Source organism: Bradyrhizobium sp. USDA 241 (assembly GCF_049739505.1).
Lineage (GTDB): Bacteria > Pseudomonadota > Alphaproteobacteria > Rhizobiales > Xanthobacteraceae > Bradyrhizobium > Bradyrhizobium liaoningense.
In genome coordinates this window covers 2,299,279-2,325,735 of the sequence record NZ_JBMGPZ010000005.1, presented here as the reverse complement: position 1 = coordinate 2,325,735, position 26,457 = coordinate 2,299,279, and the positions used below count along the sequence as shown (strand labels likewise).

23 protein-coding genes and 3 pseudogenes are annotated in these 26,457 nt (G+C 64.7%); 8 read left to right on the top strand and 18 right to left on the bottom strand.

What is annotated here, in order from left to right; all coding sequences use genetic code 11:
• Positions 1–130: 130 nt before the first annotated feature.
• On the bottom strand, positions 131–700 hold the full coding sequence (locus ABIF91_RS32955) for a YceD family protein (RefSeq protein WP_028181286.1): 570 nt from the start codon (positions 698–700) through the stop codon (positions 131–133).
• Positions 697–1,260: a ubiquinol-cytochrome C chaperone family protein gene (locus ABIF91_RS32950; protein WP_028181287.1), complete on the bottom strand. Its 564-nt coding sequence runs from the start codon at positions 1,258–1,260 to the stop codon at positions 697–699. Before ABIF91_RS32950 ends, ABIF91_RS32955 begins: the two co-directional genes overlap by 4 nt.
• Before the next feature lie 98 nt (positions 1,261–1,358).
• On the opposite strand from ABIF91_RS32950, the gene ABIF91_RS32945 reads away from it, so the two are divergent.
• Positions 1,359–1,844 (top strand): outer membrane protein assembly factor BamE, encoded by a 486-nt coding sequence (locus tag ABIF91_RS32945; protein WP_028181288.1) that lies wholly within the window; start codon positions 1,359–1,361, stop codon positions 1,842–1,844.
• Positions 1,845–2,061: 217 nt separating this feature from the next.
• Here ABIF91_RS32945 and ABIF91_RS32940 read toward each other — a convergent pair.
• The 3 genes from ABIF91_RS32940 to ABIF91_RS32930 all read right to left on the bottom strand — a co-directional run bounded on the left by ABIF91_RS32940 (position 2,062) and on the right by ABIF91_RS32930 (position 5,875).
• A protein-coding gene (locus ABIF91_RS32940; protein ID WP_129557670.1) for an IS3-like element ISRj2 family transposase occupies positions 2,062–3,191 on the bottom strand; the annotation gives its coding sequence in 2 pieces (ribosomal slippage) (positions 2,062–2,939 and positions 2,939–3,191; 1,131 coding nt in all).
• A 59-nt stretch (positions 3,192–3,250) separates the two neighbouring features.
• Entirely contained in the window at positions 3,251–3,580 is a 330-nt protein-coding gene (locus tag ABIF91_RS32935) for a hypothetical protein (RefSeq protein ID WP_424579609.1), read from the bottom strand.
• A gap of 174 nt (positions 3,581–3,754) precedes the next feature.
• The gene (locus tag ABIF91_RS32930; protein ID WP_028181291.1) at positions 3,755–5,875 is read right to left on the bottom strand and encodes a sodium-translocating pyrophosphatase; all 2,121 of its coding nucleotides are present in this window, start codon (positions 5,873–5,875) and stop codon (positions 3,755–3,757) included.
• A gap of 670 nt (positions 5,876–6,545) precedes the next feature.
• Here ABIF91_RS32930 and ABIF91_RS32925 point away from each other — a divergent pair.
• From ABIF91_RS32925 to istB, 3 genes and pseudogenes are all read left to right on the top strand, one after another.
• Positions 6,546–7,802: pseudogene (locus ABIF91_RS32925) on the top strand (IS1380-like element ISBdi2 family transposase); the annotation flags it as partial.
• A gap of 105 nt (positions 7,803–7,907) precedes the next feature.
• Positions 7,908–9,666, top strand: a pseudogene (gene istA, locus ABIF91_RS32920) (IS21-like element IS1631 family transposase).
• Positions 9,667–9,670: 4 nt separating this feature from the next.
• Positions 9,671–10,438: an IS21-like element IS1631 family helper ATPase IstB gene (gene istB / locus ABIF91_RS32915; RefSeq protein ID WP_038952109.1), complete on the top strand. Its 768-nt coding sequence runs from the start codon at positions 9,671–9,673 to the stop codon at positions 10,436–10,438.
• 359 nt (positions 10,439–10,797) lie between these two features.
• On the opposite strand, the gene thiL is transcribed toward istB, so the two are convergent.
• The 11 genes and pseudogenes from thiL to ABIF91_RS32860 all read right to left on the bottom strand — a co-directional run bounded on the left by thiL (position 10,798) and on the right by ABIF91_RS32860 (position 19,191).
• On the bottom strand, positions 10,798–11,796 hold the full coding sequence (gene thiL, locus ABIF91_RS32910; protein ID WP_028179036.1) for a thiamine-phosphate kinase: 999 nt from the start codon (positions 11,794–11,796) through the stop codon (positions 10,798–10,800).
• Positions 11,797–11,953: 157 nt separating this feature from the next.
• Positions 11,954–12,451: a transcription antitermination factor NusB gene (nusB, locus tag ABIF91_RS32905; RefSeq protein ID WP_028179037.1), complete on the bottom strand. Its 498-nt coding sequence runs from the start codon at positions 12,449–12,451 to the stop codon at positions 11,954–11,956.
• A 4-nt stretch (positions 12,452–12,455) separates the two neighbouring features.
• Positions 12,456–12,947, bottom strand: coding sequence for a 6,7-dimethyl-8-ribityllumazine synthase (gene ribH / locus ABIF91_RS32900; protein WP_028179038.1), 492 nt, complete (start codon positions 12,945–12,947; stop codon positions 12,456–12,458).
• A 182-nt stretch (positions 12,948–13,129) separates the two neighbouring features.
• On the bottom strand, positions 13,130–13,753 hold the full coding sequence (locus ABIF91_RS32895) for a riboflavin synthase (RefSeq protein WP_028179039.1): 624 nt from the start codon (positions 13,751–13,753) through the stop codon (positions 13,130–13,132).
• The gene (gene ribD, locus ABIF91_RS32890; protein WP_028179040.1) at positions 13,753–14,901 is read right to left on the bottom strand and encodes a bifunctional diaminohydroxyphosphoribosylaminopyrimidine deaminase/5-amino-6-(5-phosphoribosylamino)uracil reductase RibD; all 1,149 of its coding nucleotides are present in this window, start codon (positions 14,899–14,901) and stop codon (positions 13,753–13,755) included. Before ribD ends, ABIF91_RS32895 begins: the two co-directional genes overlap by 1 nt.
• Positions 14,898–15,380 (bottom strand): transcriptional regulator NrdR, encoded by a 483-nt coding sequence (gene nrdR, locus ABIF91_RS32885; protein WP_011087793.1) that lies wholly within the window; start codon positions 15,378–15,380, stop codon positions 14,898–14,900. Before nrdR ends, ribD begins: the two co-directional genes overlap by 4 nt.
• A 15-nt stretch (positions 15,381–15,395) precedes the next feature.
• Positions 15,396–16,694 (bottom strand): serine hydroxymethyltransferase, encoded by a 1,299-nt coding sequence (gene glyA, locus ABIF91_RS32880; protein ID WP_028179041.1) that lies wholly within the window; start codon positions 16,692–16,694, stop codon positions 15,396–15,398.
• Positions 16,695–16,960: 266 nt separating this feature from the next.
• Positions 16,961–17,182 carry a hypothetical protein gene (locus ABIF91_RS32875; protein WP_014494771.1) on the bottom strand — a complete coding sequence of 74 codons (222 nt, stop codon included), beginning with the start codon at positions 17,180–17,182 and terminating at the stop codon, positions 16,961–16,963.
• Between the two features lie 48 nt (positions 17,183–17,230).
• Positions 17,231–17,455 (bottom strand): annotated as a pseudogene (locus ABIF91_RS32870) (hypothetical protein); the annotation flags it as partial.
• A 199-nt stretch (positions 17,456–17,654) separates the two neighbouring features.
• Positions 17,655–18,173, bottom strand: a complete 519-nt coding sequence (ldtR, locus tag ABIF91_RS32865) for a transcriptional regulator LdtR (protein WP_025036696.1) — start codon at positions 18,171–18,173, stop codon at positions 17,655–17,657.
• Between the two features lie 514 nt (positions 18,174–18,687).
• Positions 18,688–19,191: a DUF6163 family protein gene (locus tag ABIF91_RS32860; RefSeq protein WP_028179042.1), complete on the bottom strand. Its 504-nt coding sequence runs from the start codon at positions 19,189–19,191 to the stop codon at positions 18,688–18,690.
• Between the two features lie 122 nt (positions 19,192–19,313).
• Between ABIF91_RS32860 and hemB the strand changes: the two genes are divergently transcribed.
• From hemB to ABIF91_RS32845, 3 genes are all read left to right on the top strand, one after another.
• Positions 19,314–20,375 carry a porphobilinogen synthase gene (gene hemB, locus ABIF91_RS32855; protein WP_028179043.1) on the top strand — a complete coding sequence of 354 codons (1,062 nt, stop codon included), beginning with the start codon at positions 19,314–19,316 and terminating at the stop codon, positions 20,373–20,375.
• A 309-nt stretch (positions 20,376–20,684) separates the two neighbouring features.
• Positions 20,685–21,227: an RDD family protein gene (locus ABIF91_RS32850; protein WP_028179044.1), complete on the top strand. Its 543-nt coding sequence runs from the start codon at positions 20,685–20,687 to the stop codon at positions 21,225–21,227.
• A 119-nt stretch (positions 21,228–21,346) separates the two neighbouring features.
• Positions 21,347–22,123 carry an arginyltransferase gene (locus ABIF91_RS32845; protein ID WP_028179045.1) on the top strand — a complete coding sequence of 259 codons (777 nt, stop codon included), beginning with the start codon at positions 21,347–21,349 and terminating at the stop codon, positions 22,121–22,123.
• A 58-nt stretch (positions 22,124–22,181) separates the two neighbouring features.
• Here the strand turns inward: ABIF91_RS32845 and ABIF91_RS32840 are convergent, their stop codons facing one another.
• Positions 22,182–23,531, bottom strand: a complete 1,350-nt coding sequence (locus tag ABIF91_RS32840) for an Nramp family divalent metal transporter (RefSeq protein ID WP_028179046.1) — start codon at positions 23,529–23,531, stop codon at positions 22,182–22,184.
• Positions 23,532–23,699: 168 nt separating this feature from the next.
• On the opposite strand from ABIF91_RS32840, the gene ABIF91_RS32835 reads away from it, so the two are divergent.
• Positions 23,700–24,944: an MFS transporter gene (locus tag ABIF91_RS32835; protein WP_028179047.1), complete on the top strand. Its 1,245-nt coding sequence runs from the start codon at positions 23,700–23,702 to the stop codon at positions 24,942–24,944.
• A 16-nt stretch (positions 24,945–24,960) separates the two neighbouring features.
• On the opposite strand, the gene ABIF91_RS32830 is transcribed toward ABIF91_RS32835, so the two are convergent.
• Positions 24,961–26,247 (bottom strand): adenylate/guanylate cyclase domain-containing protein, encoded by a 1,287-nt coding sequence (locus ABIF91_RS32830; RefSeq protein WP_424579608.1) that lies wholly within the window; start codon positions 26,245–26,247, stop codon positions 24,961–24,963.
• Positions 26,248–26,457 lie beyond the last annotated feature (210 nt).

Below are 26,457 nucleotides of genomic sequence, written 5' to 3'. Positions count from 1 at the left end.
GGGGCGATGCGGCCGCGAACCCCGAATCTAGCAGGAAATACATTGAAATCAGAAGGATAAATGCTTCTTTCAAACCAACAAGGAAAATGCCTCATATCCCCTCGCAAGGCGGGAGCGAGCGCACAATGCCCTATTGGCCCTTCTTCTTGTCGTGAAGCGCCTTCAGCACCGCGAAAGGATGGTCCTCGGGATCGGGCGCGGTGACCTCCGCCTCGAACACGGCCCCTTCCTTGCGCGGATAGGGATCGATCGCCAGGAACAGGGCGTCGGTGGCGAGCCGGCCGAGGTCGATGATGCCACCGGCGATCGGCTCGGGAGGATCGGCAACCTCGGACGGCCCGTCGTCGTCCTGCCCCTCCTCGATCAGATCGGCCAGGCGCCGTGCCTCTGCCTCGGGGGCGAACATCAGGTCGACCTCCTCCTCGATCTCGCTCTCGATCGGATCCAGCGTGACGACGCAGGTCTGGCCGATCCGGCCGCGAACAAGTCCCGTGACCTGGACCCTCCCACCGCTTTTCGGCACGACATCGAAGCTGGCATGCGCGGACAGGATCTCACGCACGCCCGCGAGCTCCGCCATGGCCTGCCGCTCGGCCGCTGAGGCCTCGAGCTCGCGATGCAGGCCTGCTTCGGGAATCTGCGCAACGATGACGGGCGCCCGCCAGGGATCGGGCTCGGATCCGGCATTCGGTCGGCTCATGGCGTGACATCCTCGGGGAGTGCTGGAGGAAACTTGAAGGAGGCGCGCAGCAGCGCGGCCTCGTCGGTCCGGCCAAGCTCGGCCTCACTGGCCCGGGCATAGGCCGCGAGCTGCTGCGCCTGGCCGAAGCCGGTCCCATTCAAGATATTCTTGCAGATCGCCGATGCCAGCGCCTCGCCGCCGCCTTCCATGGCCTGGTCATAGGCCTGGACGCGACCGTAGAACGCCTCGCCGAAGGCCCGCATCCGCTTCGGCACGGTCTGGTCGCCCACCCCCATCTCGCGCAGATTGTCGTCCATGTCCTCGCAGAAGCGGTCGAACAGCGCCTGGGACAGCTCCGTGGCGCCTCCAGTGCCGCCTTGGACCGCGCGCAGGCGGCGCAGCAGCAGCCAGAGATGCAGCAGCAACAGGTCGAAACGCCCGTTAACCGTATCGGGCACGCCCAAGTCACGGTAAAATATGGGTTCTCGCGCCTGCGTCACGATCATGCCATAGATGGCTTCAATGGTGCCCGGCGGGGTTAGTCGGGGTTTCCTGAAGTGATTGAACGGCCAAAGCATTGTGGTTTCCGCAAGCGGGCGCGCGCGTGTTGCATTCAGAGCCTCCGCCCGGTACTTCAGCGCCTCGCGCGACGCAAGGGGACGGAATCAGTTCCGCTATGACGACAACGAACCAGACCAGCCTGCGCGCGAACCAGCGGCGAGGCCTCCACGCATGCTGGCGCGGCTTGCGCATGCTCGCTGCCGCGACCGTGGTCGGCGCGGCTCTTGCGGGCTGCACGGGCGAGCAGTTCCAGAAGGGTTACATCCTGCCGCCCGGCGCGCTCGAGCAGATTCCGATCGGCGCAAGCCAGGACCAGGTGCTGATCGTGATGGGCACCCCCTCCACGGTCGCGACCCTCGACGGTGAGGTCTTTTACTACATCTCGCAACGCTCCGAGCGCCCGGTCGCCTTCATGAACCAGAAGGTGGTCGACCAGCGCGTCATCGCCATCTATTTCGACAAGAACCGGCGCGTGCGCCGGCTTGCGAATTACGGCCTGCAGGACGGCAAGATCTTCGACTTCATCAGCCGTACGACGCCGACGTCGGGCCAGGAGATGAGCTACCTCACACCGCTATTCAAGCTGCTCAGCTTCAACTGAGACTCCAGAGCGCTTTCGCGCGGAGTCGATAACGGCTCGCGCGGAAAAAAATGCGTCCAACACGCAGCCAGAGAGCTGGCCCCGGTTGTTTGGACAGCGCCCCGCTGGATTTAAGTGGATTCCTGCCGGGTTATGCTGAACGCGGGGCTTTACGGTTTTGTCGTTGCGTCGGGAGGGCGTAGCCCGACCAGAGCGACGACAAAACCGTCGGCGACGGTCATGCGGCCATCACCATAGCTTGCGTGCCGAAGTAAGCCTCGTCGGGCGTGCGCCCGTCAAGGCTCGAGTGAGGGCGTCCCTGATTGTAGAAGGCCAGATACTTGGCAATTGACGCTCGCGCCTCGGACACGCTGTCGTAGGCGCGGAGATATACTTCTTCGTATTTGACCGTGCGCCAGAGCCGCTCGACAAACACGTTGTCGCGCCAGGCGCCCTTGCCGTCCATGCTGATGGCGATCTTCGCGTCCAGCAGCACATCGGTGAACTCGAGGCTGGTGAACTGGCTGCCCTGATCCGTGTTGAAAATCTCGGGCCTGCCGTGCTTCGCCAACGCCTCCTGGACCGCTTCGACGCAGAAGGCCGCCTCCATTGTGATCGAGACGCGATGGGCCAGGACCCGTCGGCTGAACACATCGACGACCGCCGCGAGATAGACGAAGCCACGCCGCATCGGAATGTAGGTGATGTCCATTGCCCACGCATGGTCGGGCCGCTCGATCTTCAATCCGCGCAACAGGTACGGGTAGATCTTGTGACCCGGAGCCGGCTTGCTCGTGTTCGGGCGACGATAGACCGCCTCGATCCCCATGCGCTTCATCAGCGTCGCGATGTGGCGGCGACCGGCGTATACGCCCTCCCGCCGCAGCAACGATCGCAGCATACGCGCTCCCGCGAAGGGATAATCGAGATGCAGCTCATCGAGCCGACGCATCAAGGCAAGGTCCTCGGCCGAAACTGGCCGAGGTTCATAGTAGACCGTGCTGCGAGCCAGCTTCAGGACCTTCGCCTGGCGCACGATAGAAAGATCATGATCGCGGTCGATCATCGCTTTGCGCTCAGCAGGCCCGCCTTGGTGAGCGCGCCGGACAAAAAATCGTTTTCCAACGCCAGCTCGCCGATCTTGGCATGTAACGCCTTCAAATCGACCGGCGTCTCGGCCGATGTCTTGTCATGCCCAAACACGCCGGCGGCGCCTTCCAGGAGCTGGTTTTTCCAGATCGTGATCTGGTTCGGATGAACATCAAACAGTTGCGCCAGCTCCGCCAGTGTCTTGTCGCCTTTGACCGCAGCCAAAGCAACCTTCGCCTTGAATGCCGGAGAATGCGTCCGGCGGCTCTTCTTCGTCATCTTCGCTCCTGATTCGCAGCAAGAATCCTCGCCGCTGTCAGGCAGAAAATCCACTCAAGCTACTGTCCGAATTTGCGGGGCCAGCTCTCCTCCTGCTTCTCGGCAAGCGACGTGAGATCAAGCGTGATGTCGTGATCGACGAATTGGCCGAGATAGGTAAAGCCCGACGGAATGTTGGAGTTGTCACCGGTCACATCGTCCGGAGCGGCGTCCTTCATCGCGGCGGCAAGCGCCTGCAGCGCAGCCTCGGGCGCCGTAAAGGCCGGCAGGTCAAACATCCGGCCGAACAAGCCGGGATCTGCATTGGCGCTGGGCGGTTTCAAACCGGCCCTGGTTGGCTGGCGTCCGGCTTTCCCGTGTCTTGGGTTCAGGTTTACAGCTTGCGTCATTCTTCCCTCCAGTGGGCGAGACAGCAGCTGCACGGTAGTCCCCGGAGGGAAGACACTTTGTAATTGACGTCACAGTTCCGCTGCGACAAAGCACCTGCGAAGGAACGATATCGTGAACCAAAACCCCCCGCGGCTCGCACCGCGGGGGTTTGTCGTGCAAATTTGTGACGCGGCTCAGTGCGCCAGGATCGCCAGCAGCAGGAGGGCCACGATGTTGGTGATCTTGATCATCGGGTTCACCGCGGGGCCCGCCGTGTCCTTGTAGGGATCGCCGACGGTGTCGCCGGTCACGGCGGCCTTGTGGGCATCACTGCCCTTGCCGCCGAAATGACCGTCCTCGATGTACTTCTTGGCGTTGTCCCAGGCGCCGCCGCCCGAGGTCATCGAGATCGCGACGAACAGGCCCGTCACGATCACGCCGAGCAGCATCGCGCCCACGGCCGAGAACGCCGCCGACTTGCCGGCCGCGCCGCCGCCCGCGATCGCGTAGATCACGAAGTAGACGAAGATCGGTGACAGCACGGGCAGCAGCGAGGGGATGATCATCTCCTTGATCGCCGCCTTGGTCAGCAGGTCGACCGCCTTGCCGTAGTCAGGCTTGTCGGTGCCCTGCATGATGCCCGGCTTCTCGCGGAACTGGCGTCGAACCTCCTCGACGATCGCGCTTGCCGCACGGCCCACGGCCGTCATGCCCATCGCGCCGAACAGATACGGCAAGAGGCCGCCGAACAGCAGGCCCACCACGACGTAGGGGTTGTTGAGCGAGAAGTCCGGATTGACGCCGGCGAAGTAGGGATGCTGCGCGGAGCCGGCAACGAAGAACTTGAGGTCCTGGTTGTAGGCCGCGAACAGCACCAGGGCGCCGAGACCGGCGGAGCCGATCGCGTAGCCCTTGGTCACCGCCTTGGTGGTGTTGCCGACCGCGTCGAGCGCGTCGGTCGATTTGCGCACCTCCTTCGGCAGGCCCGCCATCTCGGCGATGCCGCCGGCGTTGTCGGTGACGGGGCCGAAGGCGTCGAGCGCGACGATCATGCCGGCCAGCGCCAGCATGGTGGCGGTCGCGATCGCGATGCCGAACAGGCCGGCGAGGCTGTGGGTGACCAGGATGCCGGCGATGATCACGATCGCGGGCAGCGCGGTCGCTTCCATCGAGATCGCAAGGCCCTGGATCACGTTGGTGCCGTGACCGGTCACCGAGGCCTGGGCGATCGACTTCACCGGACGGTAGTCGGTGCCCGTGTAATATTCGGTGATCCAGATGATCAGCGCGGTGACGACGAGGCCGACCACGCCGCATTCGAACAGCGCCATGCCGGTGTAATCGACGCCCTCGAGCTTGCCGAAGCCGATCAGGTAGTAGATCACCAGCGCGATGCCGATCAGGGACAGGATGCCGGTCGCGATCAGGCCCTTGTAGAGCGCGCCCATGATCGACTGGCTCGGCCCGAGCTTGACGAAGAAGGTGCCGATGATCGAGGTGATGATGCAGATGCCGCCGATCGCGAGCGGCAGCGTCATCATGTTGGAGAGGATCGTCGTCTTGGCGAAGAAGATCGCCGCCAGGACCATGGTGGCGACCGCGGTCACCGCATAGGTCTCGAACAGGTCCGCGGCCATGCCGGCGCAGTCGCCGACATTGTCGCCGACATTGTCGGCGATGGTCGCCGGGTTGCGCGGATCGTCCTCGGGAATTCCGGCCTCGACCTTGCCGACGAGGTCGCCGCCGACATCCGCACCCTTGGTGAAGATGCCGCCGCCGAGACGGGCGAAGATCGAAATCAGGGAGGCGCCGAAGCCCAGCGCCACCAGGGCATCGACCACGACGCGGCTATCGGGCGCGAGCTTCAGCGAGTGGACCAAAAAGCCGAAATAGAGGGTCACACCCAGCAGCGCGAGACCCGCCACCAGCATTCCGGTGATCGCTCCCGCCTTGAAGGCGAGCTCGAGCCCGCCGGCAAGCGACGTCGTCGCGGCCTGGGCGGTACGCACATTGGCGCGGACCGAGACGTTCATGCCGATGAAGCCGGCAGCGCCGGACAGGATCGCGCCGATGGCAAAACCGATCGCGACATAGAGCCCGAGGAAATAGACAAGCAGCACGAAGATGACGATGCCGACGAGACCGATCGTGGTGTACTGGCGCCGCAGGTAGGCCTGTGCGCCTTCGCGCACGGCTCCTGCGATCTCCTGCATGCGCGGCGACCCCGCATCCGCGCTCAACACCGAAGACGTCGCCCAAATCGCGTAGACGACGGAAAGCACTCCGCAGAGCACTATCAACCATAATGCTGTCATGTGATTTTTGCCTCAGATCCTTGATGTACCCCCGGCGCCTTTTGTTGTCCGTCGTGCGGTGCGGCGCCTTGATTTCGAACAAGGCCGCCCCTTGCCCAAAAGGGGCGGCCTCAGTCGGTCGCGAGCTTGCCAAAATCAAATAGAGGGTGCAACGCCGGATAAGGCCGAAAGCGCCGATCTCGGCAGGTATTTAGGACCAAGTGCTGAGAACTAACCCGTCTTATTCGCGAGAGGGCGCCTGAGAGGCTGGCGAGCGTGGTGTAAAGCGCTGATGCGGCGTAGGATTCGGTTGCGAAGCCACCCCATCACCTTCAACCGCGAACGCCACGCCCGCCATGACCGATGATACGATTTCAGACCACTATCGAGAAGCAAGAATTCAACACAAATAAAACCTCTGCCTCGCGCTCGATCTCTTCATGCTTGATAGTCTCGTTTCGGAGGCTGAGCACCTACCGCGTCTAATAGGCCGCTCGCGCCGGTTTCTTTGGACGCGGCACGACCGCGACTCCACGTTTCGGCACAGAAATGATCGGGAGTCACTCAATCTTTCTTCAACTTAACCCGTCTTATTCGTAAGAGTGCGCCTGAGGGGTAAAGCGCTGATGCGGCGTAGGATTCGGTTGCGAAGCCAACCCCATCACCTCCAACCGCGAACGCCACGCCCGCCATGACCGACGATACGATTCCGCCCTTCTCGTTTCCAGCCGTTCACGCCAAGAAAGTCACAGCTGCCTTCGATGGTGGGCGCCTAACCTCGAACGGGGGCGTGATGCTTCTGGCGATGGCCGAGCGGCGTCTCGGTTTGGCCAACAATCTGGCCCGGGTGTTCCCGGATCGGCGCGATCCGACGCGGGTCGTGCACAGCCTGGTCGATATGTTCCGCGCTCGCATGTTCGCGATCTGCTGCGGCTACGAGGACGCCGACGACCTCGATCATCTGAGGTCCGATCCGGCATTCAAGCTGGCCTGCGGTCGCCTACCGGACACGGGCCGGGATTTGTGTTCCCAGCCGACGCTGTCGCGGCTGGAGAATGCTCCGCGCCTGCGCGACGTGATCCGGCTGACCTACACTTTGGTCGACGCATGGATGGATAGCTACCCGCGCGAGCCGGCATCCGTCACGCTCGACATCGATGATACCTGCGACGTCGTCCACGGCCATCAGCAGCTCTCGCTGTTCAACGCTCATTATGACGAACGCTGCTTCCTGCCGATCCACGTCTACGACACGGAGAAGAGCCGGCCCGTGGCCGTCGTGCTGCGGCCCGGCAAGACGCCGGGCGGCGTCGAGGTGCGTGCCCATCTGCGCCGCCTGGTACGGCATATCCGGACGCGATGGCACAACACGCAAATTACGTTCCGTGGCGACGGGCACTATGCCCGGCCGGAGGCAATGGCGTGGTGCGAGACCAACGGCATCGACTACATCTTCGGTCTGTCCGGCACCAAGCCTCTCGCCAGAAAAGTCGACGAGGTCGCCGACGACATCCGCACGCGACGCGCCATCGAGAACCTGCCGGTTCTGCGTGGCTATACCGAGACGCGCCACAAGGCAAAGTCCTGGGATCGCGAACGGCGCACTGTCGCCCGTATTGAGGCGACGATGCTCGGCCTCGACATCCGCTTCGTCGTCACCAGCCTCGATGTCGGCTCGGCCGAGTGGATCTACGACAGCCTGTATTGCGCGCGCGGCCAAGCCGAGAATCTGATCAAGCTGCATAAGACGCAGCTCGCCTCCGATCGCACCAGCTGCCGTTCGGCGCTCGCCAACCAGGTCCGTCTCGTGCTCCATACGGCCGCTTATTGGCTGATGCTGACCGTGCGCGACGCCATTCCCAAAGCCCGGGAATTGGCCGCTGCCGAGTTCGCGACGCTGCGTCTTCGGCTCTTGAAAATCGCCGCCCGTGTCGTCGAGACCACGACCCCGTGGGTCGGTCAAAATCCCCCGGGTATGGTCACTTGAAACTCCCCCACCTGATGATCGCCGTCAGCGCCGCTGAACAGCAGTAGCCGGTCAGGCAGGACGTTTATGTTCGACCCCTTTAGCCAGCAAGGGGCCGGGGAGTTGAACGTCTTGAAGCGACATCTGCAAAGCACCGTACTTACATTACTTGATCGCAACACCAGCCAGCGCGAGATTCACCGGCTGACGGGTGTCGATCGCAAGACGATCCGGCGTTATCAGGCGCTGCGGGCCGGTGCGGAGGCAAATTCCCCCGGGGAAGTGACCACCGGCTCGGTGAGCGCGGACGGCCAAATTCCTCCACCCCGACCACCGGCTTTTGGGACATCGGAAGCGACGGTCACCAGCAGCCTGGCCCGTTCGGCTTGCGAAGCGCATCGGACGTGGATCGAAGAACAGGTCCGGCTGAAGCGGAACGCGCAGGCGATTTACCAGGACCTGGTTGATCAATTTGGCTTTCCGTCCAGCTACCAGAGTGTCAAGCGGTTTGTGCGCCGGTTGCGGCACGCTGATCCTGAGCAGTTTGATCGTCTTGAGTTCCTCCCCGGCGAGGAAGCTCAGGTCGACTATGGCGAGGGCGCGCCGACGGTTGATCCGAAGAGCGGGCGGTACCGTCGTCCCCGCCTGTTCGTGATGACGCTACGCTACTCGCGGCGCAGCTTCCGGCGGGTAGTCTGGAAGTCCAGCCAACAAGTCTGGGCGCAGCTCCACGAAGAGGCGTTCCGGTATTTTGGCGGGGTCCCCAGCTATGTCGTGCTCGACAACCTGAAGGAAGGCGTCCTCAAGCCGGATTTGTACGAGCCCCAGCTCAACCCGATTTACAGCGCGATGCTGGCTCATTACGCCGTGGTCGCCGATCCCGCGCGCGTGGCCGATCCAAATCGGAAAGGATGCGTCGAGAATGCGATTCAACATACCCAGGGCACTGCGCTGGCCGGACGGCGCTTCGAGACGCTGGAGGCGCAAAACGAGTTCTTGAGGCACTGGGAGGAGAACTGGGCTTCCAAACGCATCCACGGCAGCACGCGCCGTCAGGTCGAGGCGATGTTCCAGGAAGAGAAGCCGCACCCTGCGGCCGCTGCCTGTCGCTCCCTTCCGCATCTTCACCGAAGTCGTCCGGACTGTCTGCGACGACACCACCGTACGCGTCGACAACAGCTATTACGCCGCGCGGCCCGCGCCGATCGGCAGCCAGGTCGTCGTGCGCATCTACACCACCACGATCGAGATCCGTGATCGCCACACCCGTGCGCTGCTGCGTGTTCATTCCCGGATGGCGCACCCCGGTTCTGTCGTCCTGCCGACCAGCGAACGGCCGTTCAACCCGTCGCGGCAAACCGCCGTGCTGCTGGCGAGCGCCGAGCGCATCGGACCGCAGACCAGGGCCTTGTGCCAGCAGGTGTTCGACACCGAAGGGCGCCCCGGACAGCGCGCGATGTGGGGCATTGTCGGGCTGGGCCGGAAGTATCCGGCGCGGCTGGTCGAGCAGGCCTGCGCGCACGCCATCGACAACCGCATCTACCGCTACAAGCACGTGCGTGCGACCGTCGAGCGGTTGTTCGAACAGGCGATCGAGCAGGTTGGAGTGACGCCACAGCCGGCATCGCCGCTCACCCAGGATCATCCGCTGATCCGTACCCCCGCGGAATACGGCGACCTCTTCAGCCGCGCTGTGCGGCGCGACGCCGACGACAATGGTCGGCAGGCCGAGGCTCACGACGATCACGCCACGGCAATCCGCGCTCGTGTCGCCTGCGCAACCCCGGCCAACTCCGGCGCCACGAGCGCTCCCGCTGCACCTTCTCACCTTAAACTGGAGACCTAGCCACATGATGACCATGCCGGAAATTGAGCGTTGCCTACGACAGCTGCGCCTGTCGGGTGTCCGCGACACGCTGCAGACGCGCGTGCTCCAGGCGCAGGGCGCCAACCAGCCCTTCCTCGAGACCTTCTCCCTTATCCTGCAGGATGAACTGGACCGTCGTCAGTCCCGTCTTATCGAGCGGCGATACCAGCAATCCGGGCTCGACGAAAAGCTGACGCTCGCCGAGTTCGACTGGTCCTTCAATCCCAAACTGCCACGTCAGACCTGCTTCCAGCTCCACACCCTGGCGTTCATTGCCGCTGGCGAGAACGCTCTGCTTGTTGGCAAACCTGGCACCGGGAAGTCGCACATCGCCAAGGCGATTGCCTATCAGGCGATCCTGCAAAGCCACAAGGTCCAGTATCTTGAGACCGACGACTTCTTCCACCGCTACGCCCTGAACTCTCCGGCACAACGCGAGGTCCGGCTGCGAACCATCATCGACTGCGATCTCCTCGTGCTGGACGATCTATTCCTCGCACGCGCCATCCCCGACGACGCCGGCACTTTGCTGCAGACCCTGATCCATCAGCGTTACAAACTGCGCCGCAGCGTCATCGTCACCTCCAATCGCGTCGTGCAGGATTGGGGGGCATACCTTGGGGACAACACTATGAGCACGACGATCCTCGATCGCCTTATGCATCATTGCCATCTGCTTGAGTTCGACGGACGCAGCTATCGGCTCAAAGAAGCCGCTGAAGCTCTTGCCCGGGAAACAAACTCAAACTAACAGTCCCTTGTCCTGCCTCGCGGGTGGAGGAATTTGACTGACCACACCCGGAGGAATTTGAAGTGACCCGCGGGGACGAGCCGCATTCGCCTTGCGTTTGCCGCGGCATGTCCCGAAGCCGACCTGATCTGCGGCTTGCCCGGCGCGCTGCTGCCGCTCGGTCCTTGACCGGCGGGGCGTCCGCCCCCGTTCGCCCAACCCATCCCTCAAGCGCGTTGCAAAGTACCGGTCGTCAGGCGGCGAAAAGCCGAAGGCAATCCTGTGCGCCTCGTCAGACAAGATGTGCGGCCGCATCAATCGGGCCCAAAAGCCGCACTCTCACGAATAGGACGGGCTAAGATGCCGGTTTGGAGCAATTCCTAGAAGTGGCTGTAGGACAGCCGCGTCAAGAGCAGTTCCTGGCCCTGCCCATCCAGGAAGCGCGGCCGCTCATGACCCTGCACGATCTTGCCGATCGCAGTCACCGCAACGCCCCTGGCCCGCCCAGCGGCCATCAGCGCCTCGCTTTGCGCCGGCGGAACGGTGCACAGCACCTCGTAGTCATCGCCCCCCGCAAGCAGCGTCTCGACGCAAACGACATTGTTTGCGAGCAGGCCGGCCGCCGCGGCCGAAAGCGGCACGCTTGCCACGTCGACCGAAGCCGAGACACCGGACGCTGCACAGAGCTTGGCCAGATCGCCAGCGAGACCGTCGGAGACGTCCATTGCAGCGGTCGCATGATCGCGCACCGCCCGCGCCAGCACGTTGCGCGGCTGCGGCACCCGATAGCGTGAGACCAGAAAATCCCGTTCGGCAGGATCGGATATCAGGGCCCCGGCGGCGGCGCCACCTTTGAGCACATCGAGGCCGAGCGCGGCATCGCCGATCGTGCCCGTCACCAGGATGCGGTCGCCCGGCCTTGCGCCGGTACGGCCGATCATCCGCCCCCGCGGCACACGGCCGAAGGCCGTGATCGAGATCATCTGCGGGCCCGGCGTCGACACCGTGTCGCCGCCGAGCAGAGGACAAGCGAAATTCTTTGCGTCCTCGCCCAGAGCGTCCGCAAACGGACGGAGCCAGGCATCCTCTTGGCTGCGCAGCGCCAGCGTCAGCACGAAGCCGGCTGGCAGCGCGCCCTTGGCAGCGAGATCGGACAGGTTCACCCGCAGCGCCTTGCGCGCGATGGTCTCGGGCGGATCGTCGGCAAGATAATGCACGCCCTCGACGACGGCATCGGTGGTGACGACGATGTCGTCGCCGGATGAGGACAGAACCGCGGCATCATCGACCAGACCGAACGCGCCGGGGTCGGTCGCCAGCGGCTTGAAGTAGCGCGCGATGAGGGCGTCTTCGGCGGAGGGATTTTGCGGGTTTGCCATCGATGTCAGCCCTACACTCCGCTGTCGTCGCCGGCCAGTGCGCAATTGCGCACCAGGACCGGGCGATCCAGCACGCCGAGACGCCCGATATCAATAACCGCTGCCGCGACGTACTGGATCACCCGCTTTCGCGGGTGATGACAGCGGAATGTGTGACCTACCCTCGCCCGAACTCGTCGGCGCGAAACTGGCGGCCGATCTGGTCGAGCACCGCATTCACCATGCCGGTCTCCTCGCGGTCGACGAAGGCATTGGCGACATCGACATATTCGGAGACCACGACGCGGCCCGGCACATCCTTGCGATGCTGGAGCTCATAGGCTCCGGCGCGCAGCACCGCCCGCAGGATGGCTTCGATCCGCTTCAGGGGCCAGCCCTTCGACAGCGCCTCGTCGATCAGCGGATCGAGCTTCTTCTGGTCGCGCACGACGCCCGAGACCACGTCGCGGAAGAAGGCGGCTTCGGCCGGCAGGTAAGTGTCGCCCTCGACCTCGTTGCCGAGCCAATGGCTTTCGAACTCGGCAAAGATGTCGTTGATACCGGCACCGGCGATATCCATCTGGTATAGCGCCTGTACGGCTGCGAGCCGCGCCGCACCGCGGCGGTTCGCTTTCTTCTCGGTTCCGAGCGGCGGCTTTCTGGTGTTGTCGGCCATGGCTTCAGGCCTGCGCCAGGCGGCGCTTGATGCGCAGCATCGCCAGCGCGGCGCGTGCGGCATCGCCGCCCTTGTCGAGTTCGCTGGCGCGCGCCCGCGCCCAGGCCTGCGCCTCGGTGTTGACGGTGAGGATGCCGTTGCCGAGCGGCAGCTTTCGCGCCACTGCGAGGTCCATCAGCGCGCGCGAGGATTCCTGCGACACGATCTCGAAATGAATGGTGTCGCCGCGGATCACGCAGCCAAGCGTGATCACCGCATCGTAGGGCTTGCCGTTCGCCGCCGCGGCATCGACCGCGATGGCGACCGCGGCCGGAATTTCCAGCGCACCGGGAACCGTGATCACGTCATGCGTCAGGCCGGCCGCCTTCAGCTCGGCGACCGCGCCGTCCAGCAGCGCATCCTGGAGATCGTCATAGAACCGCGCCTCGACAATCAGCGCGCGCGCGCCGGAAATGTCGGTCTGGTCCTTCAGGGGTGCGCGCCGCGCGTCTGCCATCGTTCGATCCGTTCTACCAGTCGTCGGCGCGTTATGTAGTCGCAGCCGGTGGGTTAGCCAAGTTGAAAGACACCGTCATTCCGGGGCGCGGAGCGAACCCGGAATCTCGAGATTGCCCGGTGCGCAATTGCGCACCTGTGGTCTGGTCCTTCGGACCATCCCGAAGTGACCGGCTTCGCCGGTCACTTCATTTCCGTCAGCCGCGCCGCGTAGCGGGCCATCAGGTCGACCTCGATATTGACCTCGTCCCCCGCCTTCCAGTCGCCGATCGTCGTGACCGTCAGCGTGTGCGGGATGATCAGCACCGCAAAACTCACGTCCTTGACCGTATTGACCGTCAACGACACGCCATCGAGCGTGATCGAGCCCTTGGTGGCGATGAACCGCGCCAGCTCCCGCGTCGTCGAGAGCACGAACCGCGCCATGTCGGGCAGATCCTCGCGGCTGAGAAGCGTCGCGATGCCGTCGGCATGTCCGGCGACGATATGCCCGCCAAGCTCGTCGCCGATCTTCAGGGCGCGCTCGAGATTGAGCTTCGTCCCCACCCTCCAGTGCTTGGCCGTCGTCAGCGCCAGCGTCTCGGCGGCGGTATCGACGTCGAACCAGGTCCTTTGAGCAGAGCCCTTGCCGCCTTCCACGCCCGAGCCAACCACCGTCAGGCAGACGCCGTTGCAGGCGATTGAGGCGCCGTCGGCAATCGTGCCCTGATCGTAGCGGCAGGCGATGCGCAGGCGATGCAGCTGCCCCTGTGCCGTGGGCGTGAAGCTGACGATCTCGCCGATATCGGTGACAATGCCGGTGAACATTACGCGCGCTCGTAGATGGTGAGAGTATCCTTGCCGAAGGTTTCGCTAGCATGAACCTTGTAGGCCGGCGACTGCGTGATTTTCGACAGGGGCAATGCATCGAGCGCATCGACGCCGCCGCTGCCCACCGTTTCCGCCCCGCGGAACAGCCAGATCTCGTCCACGAGATCGGCCGCAACGAAGGACGCGGCGACACGGCTACCGCCCTCGACCATCAGCCGCGTGATCCCTTTCTCGGCCAGCGCGCGCAGCGCGGCCGCAAGATCGAGCCCGGACGCGCCCCCCGGCGACACGCGAATGAGTTGCGCACCGGCCGCGCCAAGCCGCATGGCGGCGGCAGCCTCGGCGAGCTCGGACCCCACCACCCAGAGCGGCGTTTCGCGCGCGGATCGCACGAGCTGGCTCGATGCGGGAATGCGCAGGCTCTGATCGAGCACCACGCGCACCGGCGAGCGCGCCGCCATGCCCGGCAGGCGGCAGGTGAGGAGCGGATCGTCCGCCAGCACCGTTCCGATGCCGACCAGGATTGCATCACTGCGCGCGCGGAGAAGATGCACGCGGTCGTGCGCGGCTTCACCCGTGATCGCGAGCGGCGCGCCGCCGGCCGCGCCGATCTTGCCGTCGGGCGAAACCGCGAGCTTGAGGATCACATGCGGGCGGTGATCCCTGATGCGGCGGAAATGGCCGGCATGGTCGAAGGCGGCCTCCGCCGCGCAAAGACCCACATCCACATTGATGCCGGCAGCGCGCAGACGCGCATGCCCCTGGCCTGCGACCTCAGGATTGGGATCCTCGATCGCCGCCACCACCCGCTTGATGCCCACTGCGATCACCGCATCGGCGCAAGGCGGCGACTTGCCGAAATGGGAGCACGGCTCCAAGGTGACATAGAGCGTGGCGCCGCGCGCCGCCTCGCCCGCGCGCCGCAGCGCTTCGGGCTCACCATGCGGCCGTCCTCCCGGCTGCGTCCAGCCTCGGCCGACGATGACACCGTCCTTGACGATGACGGCGCCCACGGCCGGATTGGGCCAGGTCCGCCCCTGCCCGCGCTTGCCCAGCGAGAGCGCCAGCTCCATGAATCGGCGATCGGCGTCCTTGGCCTCGCGGGCCTTCTGCGCGAACTGGTCTTCCAGGATGCGGAAGATCATTTGCGGATCGCGGCGAGCCGCGCTTCCTCCTCACCGGAGAGCTCGCCGAGCACGTCGGCGAAATCCTTGGCTTCGCGGAAATTGCGGTAGACCGAGGCGAAGCGTACGTAGGCCACGTCATCCAGCGTGCGCAGATGCTCCATCACGGTCTCGCCGATCACCTCCGAGGAGATTTCCGCTTCGCCGCCGGTTTCGAGCTCGCGCACGATGGTGGAGACCATCTTCTCGACCCGCTCCGGCTCGACCTGCCGCTTGCGCAACGAGATCTGTACCGAGCGCATCAGCTTGTCACGGTCGAACGGCACGCGGCGGCCATTGCGCTTGATCACCGTGAGCTCGCGCAGCTGCACGCGCTCGAAGGTGGTGAAGCGGAAATTGCAGGCGACGCACACGCGCCGCCTGCGGATCACGGACGAGTCCTCGGTCGGACGCGAGTCCTTTACCTGCGTATCCAGACTGTTGCAGTTCGGGCAGCGCATCCGCTTGGCCTAGCCTTACTGGTAGATCGGGAACCGGTCGGTCAGCGCCTTGACCCGTTCCTTGATCGCAGCTTCCACCAGCGGCGCCTTGCCGTCGGAGGACTGCGCGATCGCATTGAGGACCTCGGCGATCATGCCGCCGACCTGCTGGAATTCGGCCACGCCGAACCCGCGGCTGGTTGCCGCCGGCGTGCCGAGCCGAATCCCTGACGTGACGAAGGGCGATTCCGGGTCGAACGGAATGCCGTTCTTGTTGCAGGTGATGGCCGCGCGGACCAGCGCCTTCTCCGAGACGTTGCCCTTGAGGCCCTTCGGCCGGAGATCGACCAGCATCAGATGATTGTCGGTGCCGCCGGAGACGATATCAAGACCGTGGCCCTTCAAGGTCTCTGCCAGGGCCTTGGCGTTCTCGACGACGTTCTTGGCGTAGACCTTGAAGTCCGGGCGCAGCGCCTCGCCGAAGGCGACCGCCTTGGCCGCAATCACGTGCATCAGGGGACCGCCCTGCAGGCCCGGGAAGATCGCCGAGTTGAGCTTCTTGGTCAGCGTCTCGTCATTCCACAGCATGAGGCCGCCGCGCGGACCGCGCAGCGATTTGTGCGTCGTCGTCGTGGTGACGTGCGCGTACGGCACCGGCGAGGCATGCACGCCGCCGGCGACGAGCCCGGCGAAATGCGCCATGTCCACCAGCAGATACGCACCGACGCTGTCCGCAATCTCGCGGAAGCGCTTGAAGTCCCAGGCGCGCGAATAGGCCGAGCCGCCGGCGATGATCAGCTTCGGCTTGACCTGCTCGGCCTGCTTGGCCACCGCATCCATGTCGATGATCTGGTCCTCGCGGCGCACGGTGTAGTGCGCGGCCTTGAACCACTTGCCGCTCATGTTGACGGGCGAGCCGTGTGTGAGATGGCCGCCGGCCGCGAGATCGAGCCCCATGAAGGTATCGCCGGGCTGCAGCAGCGCCAGGAACACCGCCTGGTTCATCTGGCTGCCGGAGTTCGGCTGCACATTGGCGAAATTGGCGCCGAACAGCTTCTTGGCGCGATCGATCGCAAGGTTCTCGGCGACGTCGACCCACTCACAACCGCCGTAATAGCGCGCGCCCGGATAGCCTTCGGCGTATTTGTTGGTCATCACCGAACCCTGCGCTTCCAGCACGGCCCGGCTGACGATGTTCTCGGAAGCGATCAGCTCGACTTCATGGCGCTGCCGGCCGAGCTCGCCCTTGATGGCGGCGGCGATTTCCGGATCGGCCTGCTCGAGCGAGGCGGTGAAAAACGAATCGGGCGCGGAGGCGGTTTTGGGTGCGGTCATCTTGCGAATATCTCCACCGCCGCAGCCTTTTGGCGGGCTACGGACGGGTCTGGTGTGGCGATCGGAAGCGGCGAGCGCGATCTACCACATCGCCCGCAACAGGCCAAGTAGTTGCGGGTCGAGCCTGATATTTATGCAAGATGTGGTGGCGGATTGGAGATTTCGAGCGCGGGAGCGGTTCTATGGAACCACTCCTCTGCACTATCCCGACGGGCCGCTGCGGGTCTCATCTCCGCCAACAGCCACCGGCTTGGGCCGGCGGCGTTTCACAGCCCCGTATACCCCGCCTTCACCGGATCCACGCTGCCGTCGAGCTGGCGCAGATAGGTCAGGCCGCAAACCGTCAACCTGTGAGGGTCCTTCTCGCCGGCTTCCATCAACGTATTGAGATAGTTCGTGACCTTGGCCCGGGCTTCCTCGCTGGCCGCGGCGGTGCGGTTGGCGAGCAGGTCATAAGTCTGCATGATGCGGTCGATGGCAGCTTCCATGGCATCCTCTGGTTGGTCGCGATTTTGGGAGTTTCGATCAGGCAACCGCCTTGGCCTCGATCTGCGCCTGGACCGGGCAATCGCCTTGTTGGCCAGCCTGATCTTGTTGAATTCGCCTTGCTGGAGCAGCTTGACGATGAGGCCGAGCAGGCGTTCGTCAGTGACGAGCGTGTCGGGGATCGCGCCGGAACGGCGAAGGTAATTCGCGGCGATGCCATAGGCCTCGCTGACGAGTTCCACGTTCATCGCCCGAAGCCCGCGCTCGACCAGCATCGACATCTCTCCGATCCGAAAGAGATAAGCGCCCAGCCCGGAACTGGTTCCTCACGGCCGGACATTTTTTCGCAGGTGCGAGAACACAAAACGCACCGGTCCGGAAAATCCGGGCCGGCGCGCTTGGGGAGGTCAGGCACGTTCGGGAAGGCTGCCGGTCTTGTTGCGGGCCGGCTTGGCCTTGATCCCTTCGGAAAACTCAGAGGCGATAGAGGATCTGGTCGGTCCAGAACCGCTCGAGGCGGTGCAGCGACTTGTTGAGGGTCGCAAACTCGTCGCCGGAGATGCCGCCGACCTGCTCCACCGTCTTGACGTGCTTCTGGTAGAGCGCGTCGACGATGCGGCGGACTTCCTGGCCCTGCGGGGTCAGGCGGATGCGCACCGAGCGGCGATCGACGCGCGAGCGCTGATGATCGAGGAAGCCGAGCTCGACGAGCTTCTTCAGATTGTAGGAGACGTTGGAGCCGAGATAGTAGCCGCGCGTGCGCAGCTCGCCCGCGGTCAGCTCCTTGTCGCCGATGTTGTAGAGCAAGAGCGCCTGGACCGAGTTGATGTCCGCACGACCGCGGCGATCGAATTCATCCTTGATCACGTCGAGGAGCCGGCGATGCAGCCGCTCCACCAGAGTCAAAGCTTCCAGATAGAGCGACTGCACCGAACCCTGCTGGCCGGAGACGCGCTCTGCGGTATCTGCCGCAGTTGCGACGGCTTTCATCATGACACTTCCCCTGTTGTCGTTTTTATCGACACTTATTCGACGAAACTTGTGTCCCGCCTGATAGGTGCAACTTAAGCGGCGCGTTTGAAGATCGGCTTAAATAAGAGAATAAAGAGATCATGAATTTAAGACAGTGAATTGCGGATTAAGCCTGTGCCACAAGCACTTTTCGCAACCCTCTGTTGACCTTCGCAAGGTCCTGTTCACCCTCCGTCCGCCCCTGTTGTCGCATTCCAGAACAGCCCCGCCCCGTTTCGAAACGCGCGCGTAAGAGCTGTGGCGAAAGCGGCTGGTTAGCGAAAACTTACGTCGAATTTTACGCAACCAACGGTCAACCAAGAGCAACACTCTCATGTCCCGGACAAGCGCCGCGAAGCGGAGTGCAGAGCCGGGATCCGGATGTCGCAAGCGAGATCGCGGAGAAATGGGCCCCGGCTCAGCAGCGCATCACGCCGCAAGTGCACCGCGCTGCATTGCGTCCGGGGCACGAGAGAATTTGCGCGCGACGCGACGCCTACGGCGGCCGTTCGCGCGCGGCCATCCAGGCGAGCGCGAGATAGGCGGCTAGCATGAAGACCTCGACGCCGACCACGACGAGGCTTCCGCCGTAGATTCCGGGGAACATCAGCTCGATCACGGCCATCGACACCACGGTCGTGAGCCACACCACCGCGCCCCAGGGCGTGGCGAGCCAGAGGCCGACCGCGGCCACGAGCTCGATCACGGCGAAGTAGACGGTCGCGGCCTGCCAGGGCATCGACTGGTTCTCGAACGCCTCGTCCTCGCCGCCGACGAACCCCGTCACCTGGGCCCAGTGATAGAGACCCTTCAGGATCGAGAGCAGCGCCATTACCCTCAGGAACAGCACCAGCCGGCGCGTCCAGACATTGTCATCGGACTGGGTGCGCTCCGAGGAGATCGCCGCCACCGACAACGCGCTCTCTCTGGCATTGTCTCGGGCGGCGTCCCTGGCTTGGGCGCCGTCGCGGGCCGCATCACGGGTGGAGATCTCGGACATGGCCCCTTCTGGCTGCTTCGCCCCGCAAAATCAATCGGCTGCCATCCCTTGCGGCAGGTCAAGCCGCGGTGACGGGAACCGTGCGAGCTGGTATAAGAATAATTCCAGCCGGAGGAAGAGTGATGGCGATCAAATACGGACGTCCGATCGAATTGCGCGAGGTTTCGCGCCGGGATAGCACGGCAGTGCCCCATGCCCTCGATCTGACCGTCCGTCCGCGCCGCAACCGCAAGGCCGAGTGGGCCCGGCGCATGGTGCGAGAGAACGTCCTCACCACCGACGATCTGATCTGGCCGCTGTTCCTAATCGACGGCCACAACAAGCGCGAGCAGGTCGCCTCGATGCCGGGCGTCGACCGCCTCAGCGTCGACCAGGCCGTGCGCGAGGCCGAGCGCGCGATGAAGCTGACCATTCCCTGCATCGCGCTGTTTCCCTACACCGACCCCTCCTTGCGCGACGAGGAAGGCTCGGAAGCCACCAACCCGGACAACCTGGTCTGCCAGGCGGTGCGTGCGATCAAGAAGGAGTTTCCGGAGATCGGCATCCTCTGCGACGTCGCGCTCGATCCCTTCACCAGCCACGGCCATGACGGCCTAATTTCCGACGGCAGGATCCTGAACGACGAGACGGTGGCGGTGCTGGTGCGCCAGGCGCTGGTGCAGGCCGAGGCCGGCTGTGACATCATCGCGCCCTCCGACATGATGGACGGGCGCGTCGCCGCCATCCGCGAGGGGCTGGACCGCAACGGCCTGCTCGACGTGCAGATCATGGCCTATGCAGCCAAATATGCCTCCGCCTTCTACGGCCCGTTCCGCGACGCCATCGGCTCGGCCAAGACGCTGACCGGCGACAAGCGCACCTATCAGATGGACAGCGCCAATACCGACGAGGCGCTGCGCGAGGTCGAGCTCGATATCGCCGAGGGCGCCGACATGGTCATGGTGAAGCCCGGCATGCCCTATCTCGACGTGGTCCGCCGCGTGAAGGATACATTCGCGATGCCGACTTTCGCCTACCAGGTCTCCGGCGAATACGCGATGATCGCGGCCGCCGCGAACAACGGCTGGCTCGACGGCGAACGTGCCATGATGGAGAGCCTGCTCGCCTTCAAGCGCGCCGGCGCCGACGGCGTGCTGAGCTATTTCGCGCCGAAGGCAGCGGAGAAGCTACTGACGCAGGGGTAGCACCCACTGCATCTCCAATGTCGTCCCCGCGAACGCGGGGACCCATACCGCGCGATCTCTCCGTGACGCGCGTTGTTCGTTCCGGCGAAGGATCAACCGCTGATCTTCGTCAAACCTCTCCCTGGGGTTATGGGTCCCCGCGTTCGCGGGGACGACAGCGGGATGTCGCGCCAGCGCGTCTCTTCGACCACCAGCCCGCCCCCGAATCGCCGGAATATTTCGGTTTGCTGACGCCCGCGCGCCCTTGGCAGGGGCATGGTCTGCTCCCATGTCGTGACACGAGGGGTTTTCCTCCCGGGAGGACGGACGATGTCGTATGACTCAAGTGATTCAGGCGTCTGGCGCAATGACGGCGGGGTGCAGCCGCACGCCTACGACCCCTACCTGCATCCGGAACTGTTCCGCGGCGTGGCGACGCGGCGGGTGTTCGCGTTCCTGATCGACATGGTCGTGATCTCGGTGCCCGTGATCCTCGGCTACGTCTTCATCGCATTGTTCGGCGTGGTCACCCTCGGCATCGGCTGGGCCCTGTTCTGGATCGCCTGGCCGGCCTCCGTCATCTGGGCCATCGTCTATTACGGCGCCTGCATCGGCGGTCCGTCGTCGGCGACGATCGGCATGCGGGTCATGGACCTGGAATTGCGCACCTGGTACGGCGCGCCCGGCTACTTCGTGCTCGGCGCCACCCATGCCGTGCTGTTCTGGATCACGGTCTCGTTCCTGTCGCCCTTCGTGGTGCTGGTCGGCCTGTTCAACGGCCGCCGTCGCCTGCTGCACGATTTCGTGCTGGGCACGGTCGTGATCAACAATTCCGTCCGCGCTCCCGTGCCTCAAGCGGCAAGACCGTACTGATCAAGAACCTATCAACCAGGACCGACTAAGCTGAGTGATCTGACCTGCCGAGCAGACCGATTGACCAGGGGCTTTCGTAGCGCGATGCTGATGCTCAGTTCGGAGGCCCACGACGTCCCTTGACCCAGCACTCGCGCGACACCCCCCAATTCTACCTCACGGCGCCCTCGCCATGCCCCTATTTGCCCGGCCGGCATGAGCGCAAGGTGTTCACGCACCTCGTCGGCGACCGCGCCGGCGACCTCAACGACCTCCTGACCCACGGCGGCTTCCGCCGCAGCCAGTCGATCGCCTACCGGCCGGCCTGCGACCAGTGCCGCGCCTGCGTCTCGGTCCGGGTGATTGCCAACGAGTTCCGGCCCTCCCGCAGCTTCCGGAAGGTGATGGCGCGCAACGCCGATATCATCGGCGAACAGCGCAGTGCGGTGCCCACCTCCGAGCAATATTCGGTGTTCCGCGCCTATCTCGACGCCCGCCACCGCCACGGCGGTATGGCCGACATGACCGTGCTCGACTATGCCATGATGGTCGAGGACAGCCACGTCGAGACCCGCATCATCGAATACCGCAAGCGCGGCCCCGACAGCGGCCTCACCGGCCGCGGCGAGGAACTGATCGCGGTCGCCCTGACCGACGTGCTCAGCGATGGCCTGTCGATGGTCTATTCGTTCTTCGAGCCGAGCCAGGTCGGCCGCTCGATGGGCACCTTCATGATCCTCGACCACATCGCGCGCGCCCGCCGGCAAGGCCTGCCTTACGTCTATCTCGGCTACTGGATCGAAGGCTCCAAGAAGATGGACTACAAGGCCCGCTTCCTGCCGCAGCAGCGCCTCGCCCCCTCAGGCTGGCTGCGCATCGACGCGCAGGGCGATGTGGCATCCGAGCCGCAGGATTGAAGGAGCGAATGGCGAATAGGAGAAGCACGCTCCATTCGCTACTCGTCACCCACCCCACTCAACCGAACAGCGTATCGGCGAGCAGCTTCAGATTCAAAACGACGATGACGCCCGCGACGATCCAGGCGATCGCGGCGACGGATTTGGGTATCGCGAACTGACCCATCTTGCGGCGGTCGGAGACGAAGCGGACCAGCGGGATGACGGCGAAGGGCAGCTGCATCGACAGCACGACCTGGCTGAACACCAGCAGATCCGCCGTGCCGCGCTCGCCATAGATCGCCGTGACGATGATCACGGGAATGATGGCGATGCCGCGCGTCAGCAGGCGGCGCGCCCAGCTCGGCAGGCGCAGGTCGAGGAAACCTTCCATCACGATCTGGCCGGCGAGCGTCGCCGTCACTGTCGAGTTCAGGCCGGAGGCGAGCAGCGCCACCGCGAACAGCGTCGAGGCGATGCCGAGGCCGAGCAGCGGCGACAAGAGCTCGAAGGCCTGGCCGATCTCGGCGACATCGGAATGACCGCTCTTGTGGAAGGTCGCAGCGGCGACGACGAGGATCGCGGCGTTGATGAACAGCGCCAGCATCAGGGCGATGGTGGAATCCGTCGTCGCCCATTTGATCGCCTCGCGCCGGCCGGTGTCGTTGCGCTCGTAGGCACGCGTCTGCACGATCGAGGAGTGCAGGTAGAGATTATGCGGCATCACGGTCGCGCCGATGATGCCGATCGCGATGTAGAGCATGTCGGAATTGGTGAAGATCTCGGTCTTCGGCACGAAGCCGCGCAGAACCTCAGCCACCGGCGGTGCCGCAGCCACGATCTGGATCGCAAAGCAGACCGCGATCACCGCCAGCAGCGCGATGACGAAGGCTTCCAGGAAACGGAATCCGCGGTTCATCAGGAGCAGCAGCAGGAAGGCGTCGAGCGCGGCGAGCAATGCGCCGCCGATCAGGGGAATGCCGAACAGCAGTTTCAGCGCGATCGCAGTGCCGATCACCTCGGCGAGATCGCAGGCGATGATCGCCGCCTCGCAGGCGATCCAGAGCAGGAAGTTCACCGCAGGCGAATAGGTCGCCCGGCAGGCCTGCGCGAGGTCGCGGTCGGTGACGATGCCGAGCCGCGCCGCCAGCGACTGGAGCAGGATCGCCATCAGGTTCGAGAGCAGGATGACGGAGAGCAGCGTGTAGCCGAACTTCGACCCGCCGGCGAGGTCGGTCGCCCAATTGCCGGGGTCCATGTAGCCGACCGAGACGAGATAGCCCGGACCGACGAAGGCCAGCAGCCGTCGGGACCAGTGGCCCCGCGGGATCGCGACTGTGGAATTGACCTCGGCGAGGCTCTTGGTGGTGGGCGCGTCGGCACGCCAGCCGGCGGAATCGGGGTTCAGGTGGGGCGATAGGGCATCCATGCCGGCACAATACCCAAATTCTTTCTTATTGCAACTCATTTGCAACTGCATCTAGCCGCACCGTTCCGGCGCGGACCGCGGGGGTTTTGCCTCTTGTCGGGAAGCGGGTGGGTCTGGGGGTCGTCAGGGTGAACATTGGCGCCAATTCGCCTTTGCAGGATATGAGCCATGTCAACGCCCCCTCGCCTCCCTGACACCTTCAATCGCCTCGCCTGGTCGAACCTTGCGGCGCAATCGGCCGAGCAGATCGCGCTCGCCGCTGCGCCCATCGTCGCCGTGCTGACGCTGGGGGTGGCCGAAGGTCAGACCGGCCTGCTCCAGACTGCGCTCACCTTGCCCTTCGTCCTGTTCGCCATTCCCGCCGGCGTGCTCGCGGACCGCATCTCCCGCCGCCGGCTGATGGCGGGCGCCGAGGCGTTGCGGGCGGCCGCGCTCGCCGCCATCGTGCTCCTGCTGGCGCTGGGGGCCCTCGACTTGGCGCTGCTGGCCCTGCTCGGCTTCGCTGCCGTGTGCGGCACCGTCGTCTACAGCGTCGCCGCGCCGGCGCTGGTGCCCTCGCTGGTGAGCTCGGAGCTGTTGCCGGCAGCGAATGCGCGGATCGAGCTCGCGCGCACCATCGCCTTCGCCAGCGGCCCTGCGCTCGGCGGCGCGCTGGTGGGATGGTGGGGCGCCAGCCCGGCCTTCGGCTTTGCCGCGGCACTCTCGGCCATCGCCGTCGTGCTGCTCTCCGGCATCTACGAGCCCGCGCGCGGGCCGGCGCCGCGACGCCATCCGCTCCAGGAGATCCGCGAAGGCGCGTCCTTCGTGTTCCACCATCCGCTGCTGCGGCCGGTGTTCATCACCCAGTTCATCTTCAACACTGGCTGGTTCCTGCAGATCGCCGTGTTCGTGCCCTATGCCGTGCGCCATCTCGGATTGACGGCGGCCGGTGTCGGCGCGGTGCTGACGATGTACGGCGTCGGCATGGTGATCGGCGCGCTCCTCGCCACGCGCGTGATGCAGCGCATTGCCTTCGGCACCGTGGTCGGACTCGGCCCCGTCACCGGCTTCGTCGCCGCATTGGTGATGGCGCTGACGGTGCTGCTGCCCTCGCCGTGGCTCGCGGCCTTGAGCTTCTTCCTGCTCGGCGTCGGTCCGATCCTGTGGGTGATCTCGACCACGACGCTGCGCCAGTCGGTGACGCCGCCGCGCCTTCTGGGACGCGTCTCCGCCATCAACATCATGAGCTATGGCGCCCGTCCGCTCGGCTCGGCGCTGGGCGCTCTCGTCGGCGGCCTCTGGAGCGCGGAAGCGTGCCTCTATCTCGCCGCCGCCGTCTTCGGCCTGCAGGCGCTCGTGATCCTGCTGTCACCGGCGGTGGCGCTGGACCGGCAGCCGGACATGGTGGGGGACGAAGTGGCGGCGCAATGCTAGCCACGTCGTTGCGGGTTCAATTCGCCAGGTAGCGTTCGTAGCTCCCCGTCACCGGCTCGTTCGCGTCGACCTCCGGATCGAGCGTATAGAGATCCTGCGCGCGGCCGATGCCGCGCAGGGCGTAGCGGCCGGTGGAGACGAGATAGCGCCGGCCGGCGGCATCGAGGCCACCATAGAACTCGGATGAGGCCAGCAGCTCGCGGTCGACCGAGTGGCTCATCGAGGCGATGCGGCTGACCTCGTTGACGGTCGGGCCGACCACGGTGAAATCGAGCCGGTCCTCGCTGCCGATATTGCCGTAAAAGACCTCGCCGACATGCAGGCCGACATAGGCCGACGTGGTCGGTCGGCCCTCCGCCGCACGACGCTTGTTCAGCGCAGCGACATTCTTGCGGAACAGGTGCTCGGCCCGTAGCGCGGCCCGCCGCGCATCCGCCATATCCTCGCCCCAGAACATCGCCAGCACGCCGTCGCCGATCAGTTTCAGCACATCGCCGCCGGCGTGGTGGATCGCGTCGATCACCGTCTGTGCATAGTCGTTGAGGAACGGAATGATCTCGTCGGGGCCGATGCTCTCGCTGATCCCGGTCGAGCCGCGCAGGTCCGAATACCACAGCACGGCGTTGATGCGCTCGGTGACGCCGCGGGAGATGCGCCCGCGCAGCACCTGCTCGGAGGCATCGCGGCCGAGATAGACCCGGCCGAGCGTGCGCACGATGTCGACCTGCTGTGCCGACTTGATCGCAAGACCCAGCACCGGCACGAGATCGCGTAGCGCCTCCAGCTCCAGTCCGGAGAAACCGCTCTCGCGGCGGGTGGTCCAGCAGGAATAGAGGCAATCCATCAGGCCAAGCGCGCCATTCTCGCCGAACCGATGCACGAAGGCGAGATAGTGCTTGTGGCCCTTTTCCGCGAGATCGCCGATTTGAGAGAAATCCATCGACGGGGCCTCCGCGAGATCAATCACCATCTCGTCGTGGCCATTCTCGAGCATGTGGAAGAACACCGAGCGGCGCCAGCTCTTTGCCGCGTCGCCGTCGGCGGTCGAGCCGTATTCGAACGCATCGCTCTCGTTGCTGGGCCGGTCGCTCCAGCGGAAGCCCCGGCCCTCATAGATCGGATGCAGCGTGTCGATGACGACGAGACCGCGTGACAGTTCCAGCCCCTCGGCGCAGCAGCGCTCGCAGAAGCCGCGGAGCAGCTCGTTTTCGGGCAGGCCCGTGAGCCCCTGGCCGGTCAGCCAGTTCATCAGCGCAAGCGAGGGGATTGAGGAATGTCCCTGATAGTGAGTCTGACGAATCATTTCCGGAGGTGGTCGAGGTTCGGGACCCCCACCATCCTTTGTGGGGGCGCTCATATCGAGTGATTAGGAAGATCGGTCAGCGAGGCCGAGGCATTCCCGCTTCGTATGAAGTTGAGTATCGCGCAGGAAGCAGTCTTCTGATTCAAGCAACCGCAATCGAATATTATGAGCAAGAGGCAAATCAGATTAAGCTGAGTATGGAGGCTCTAC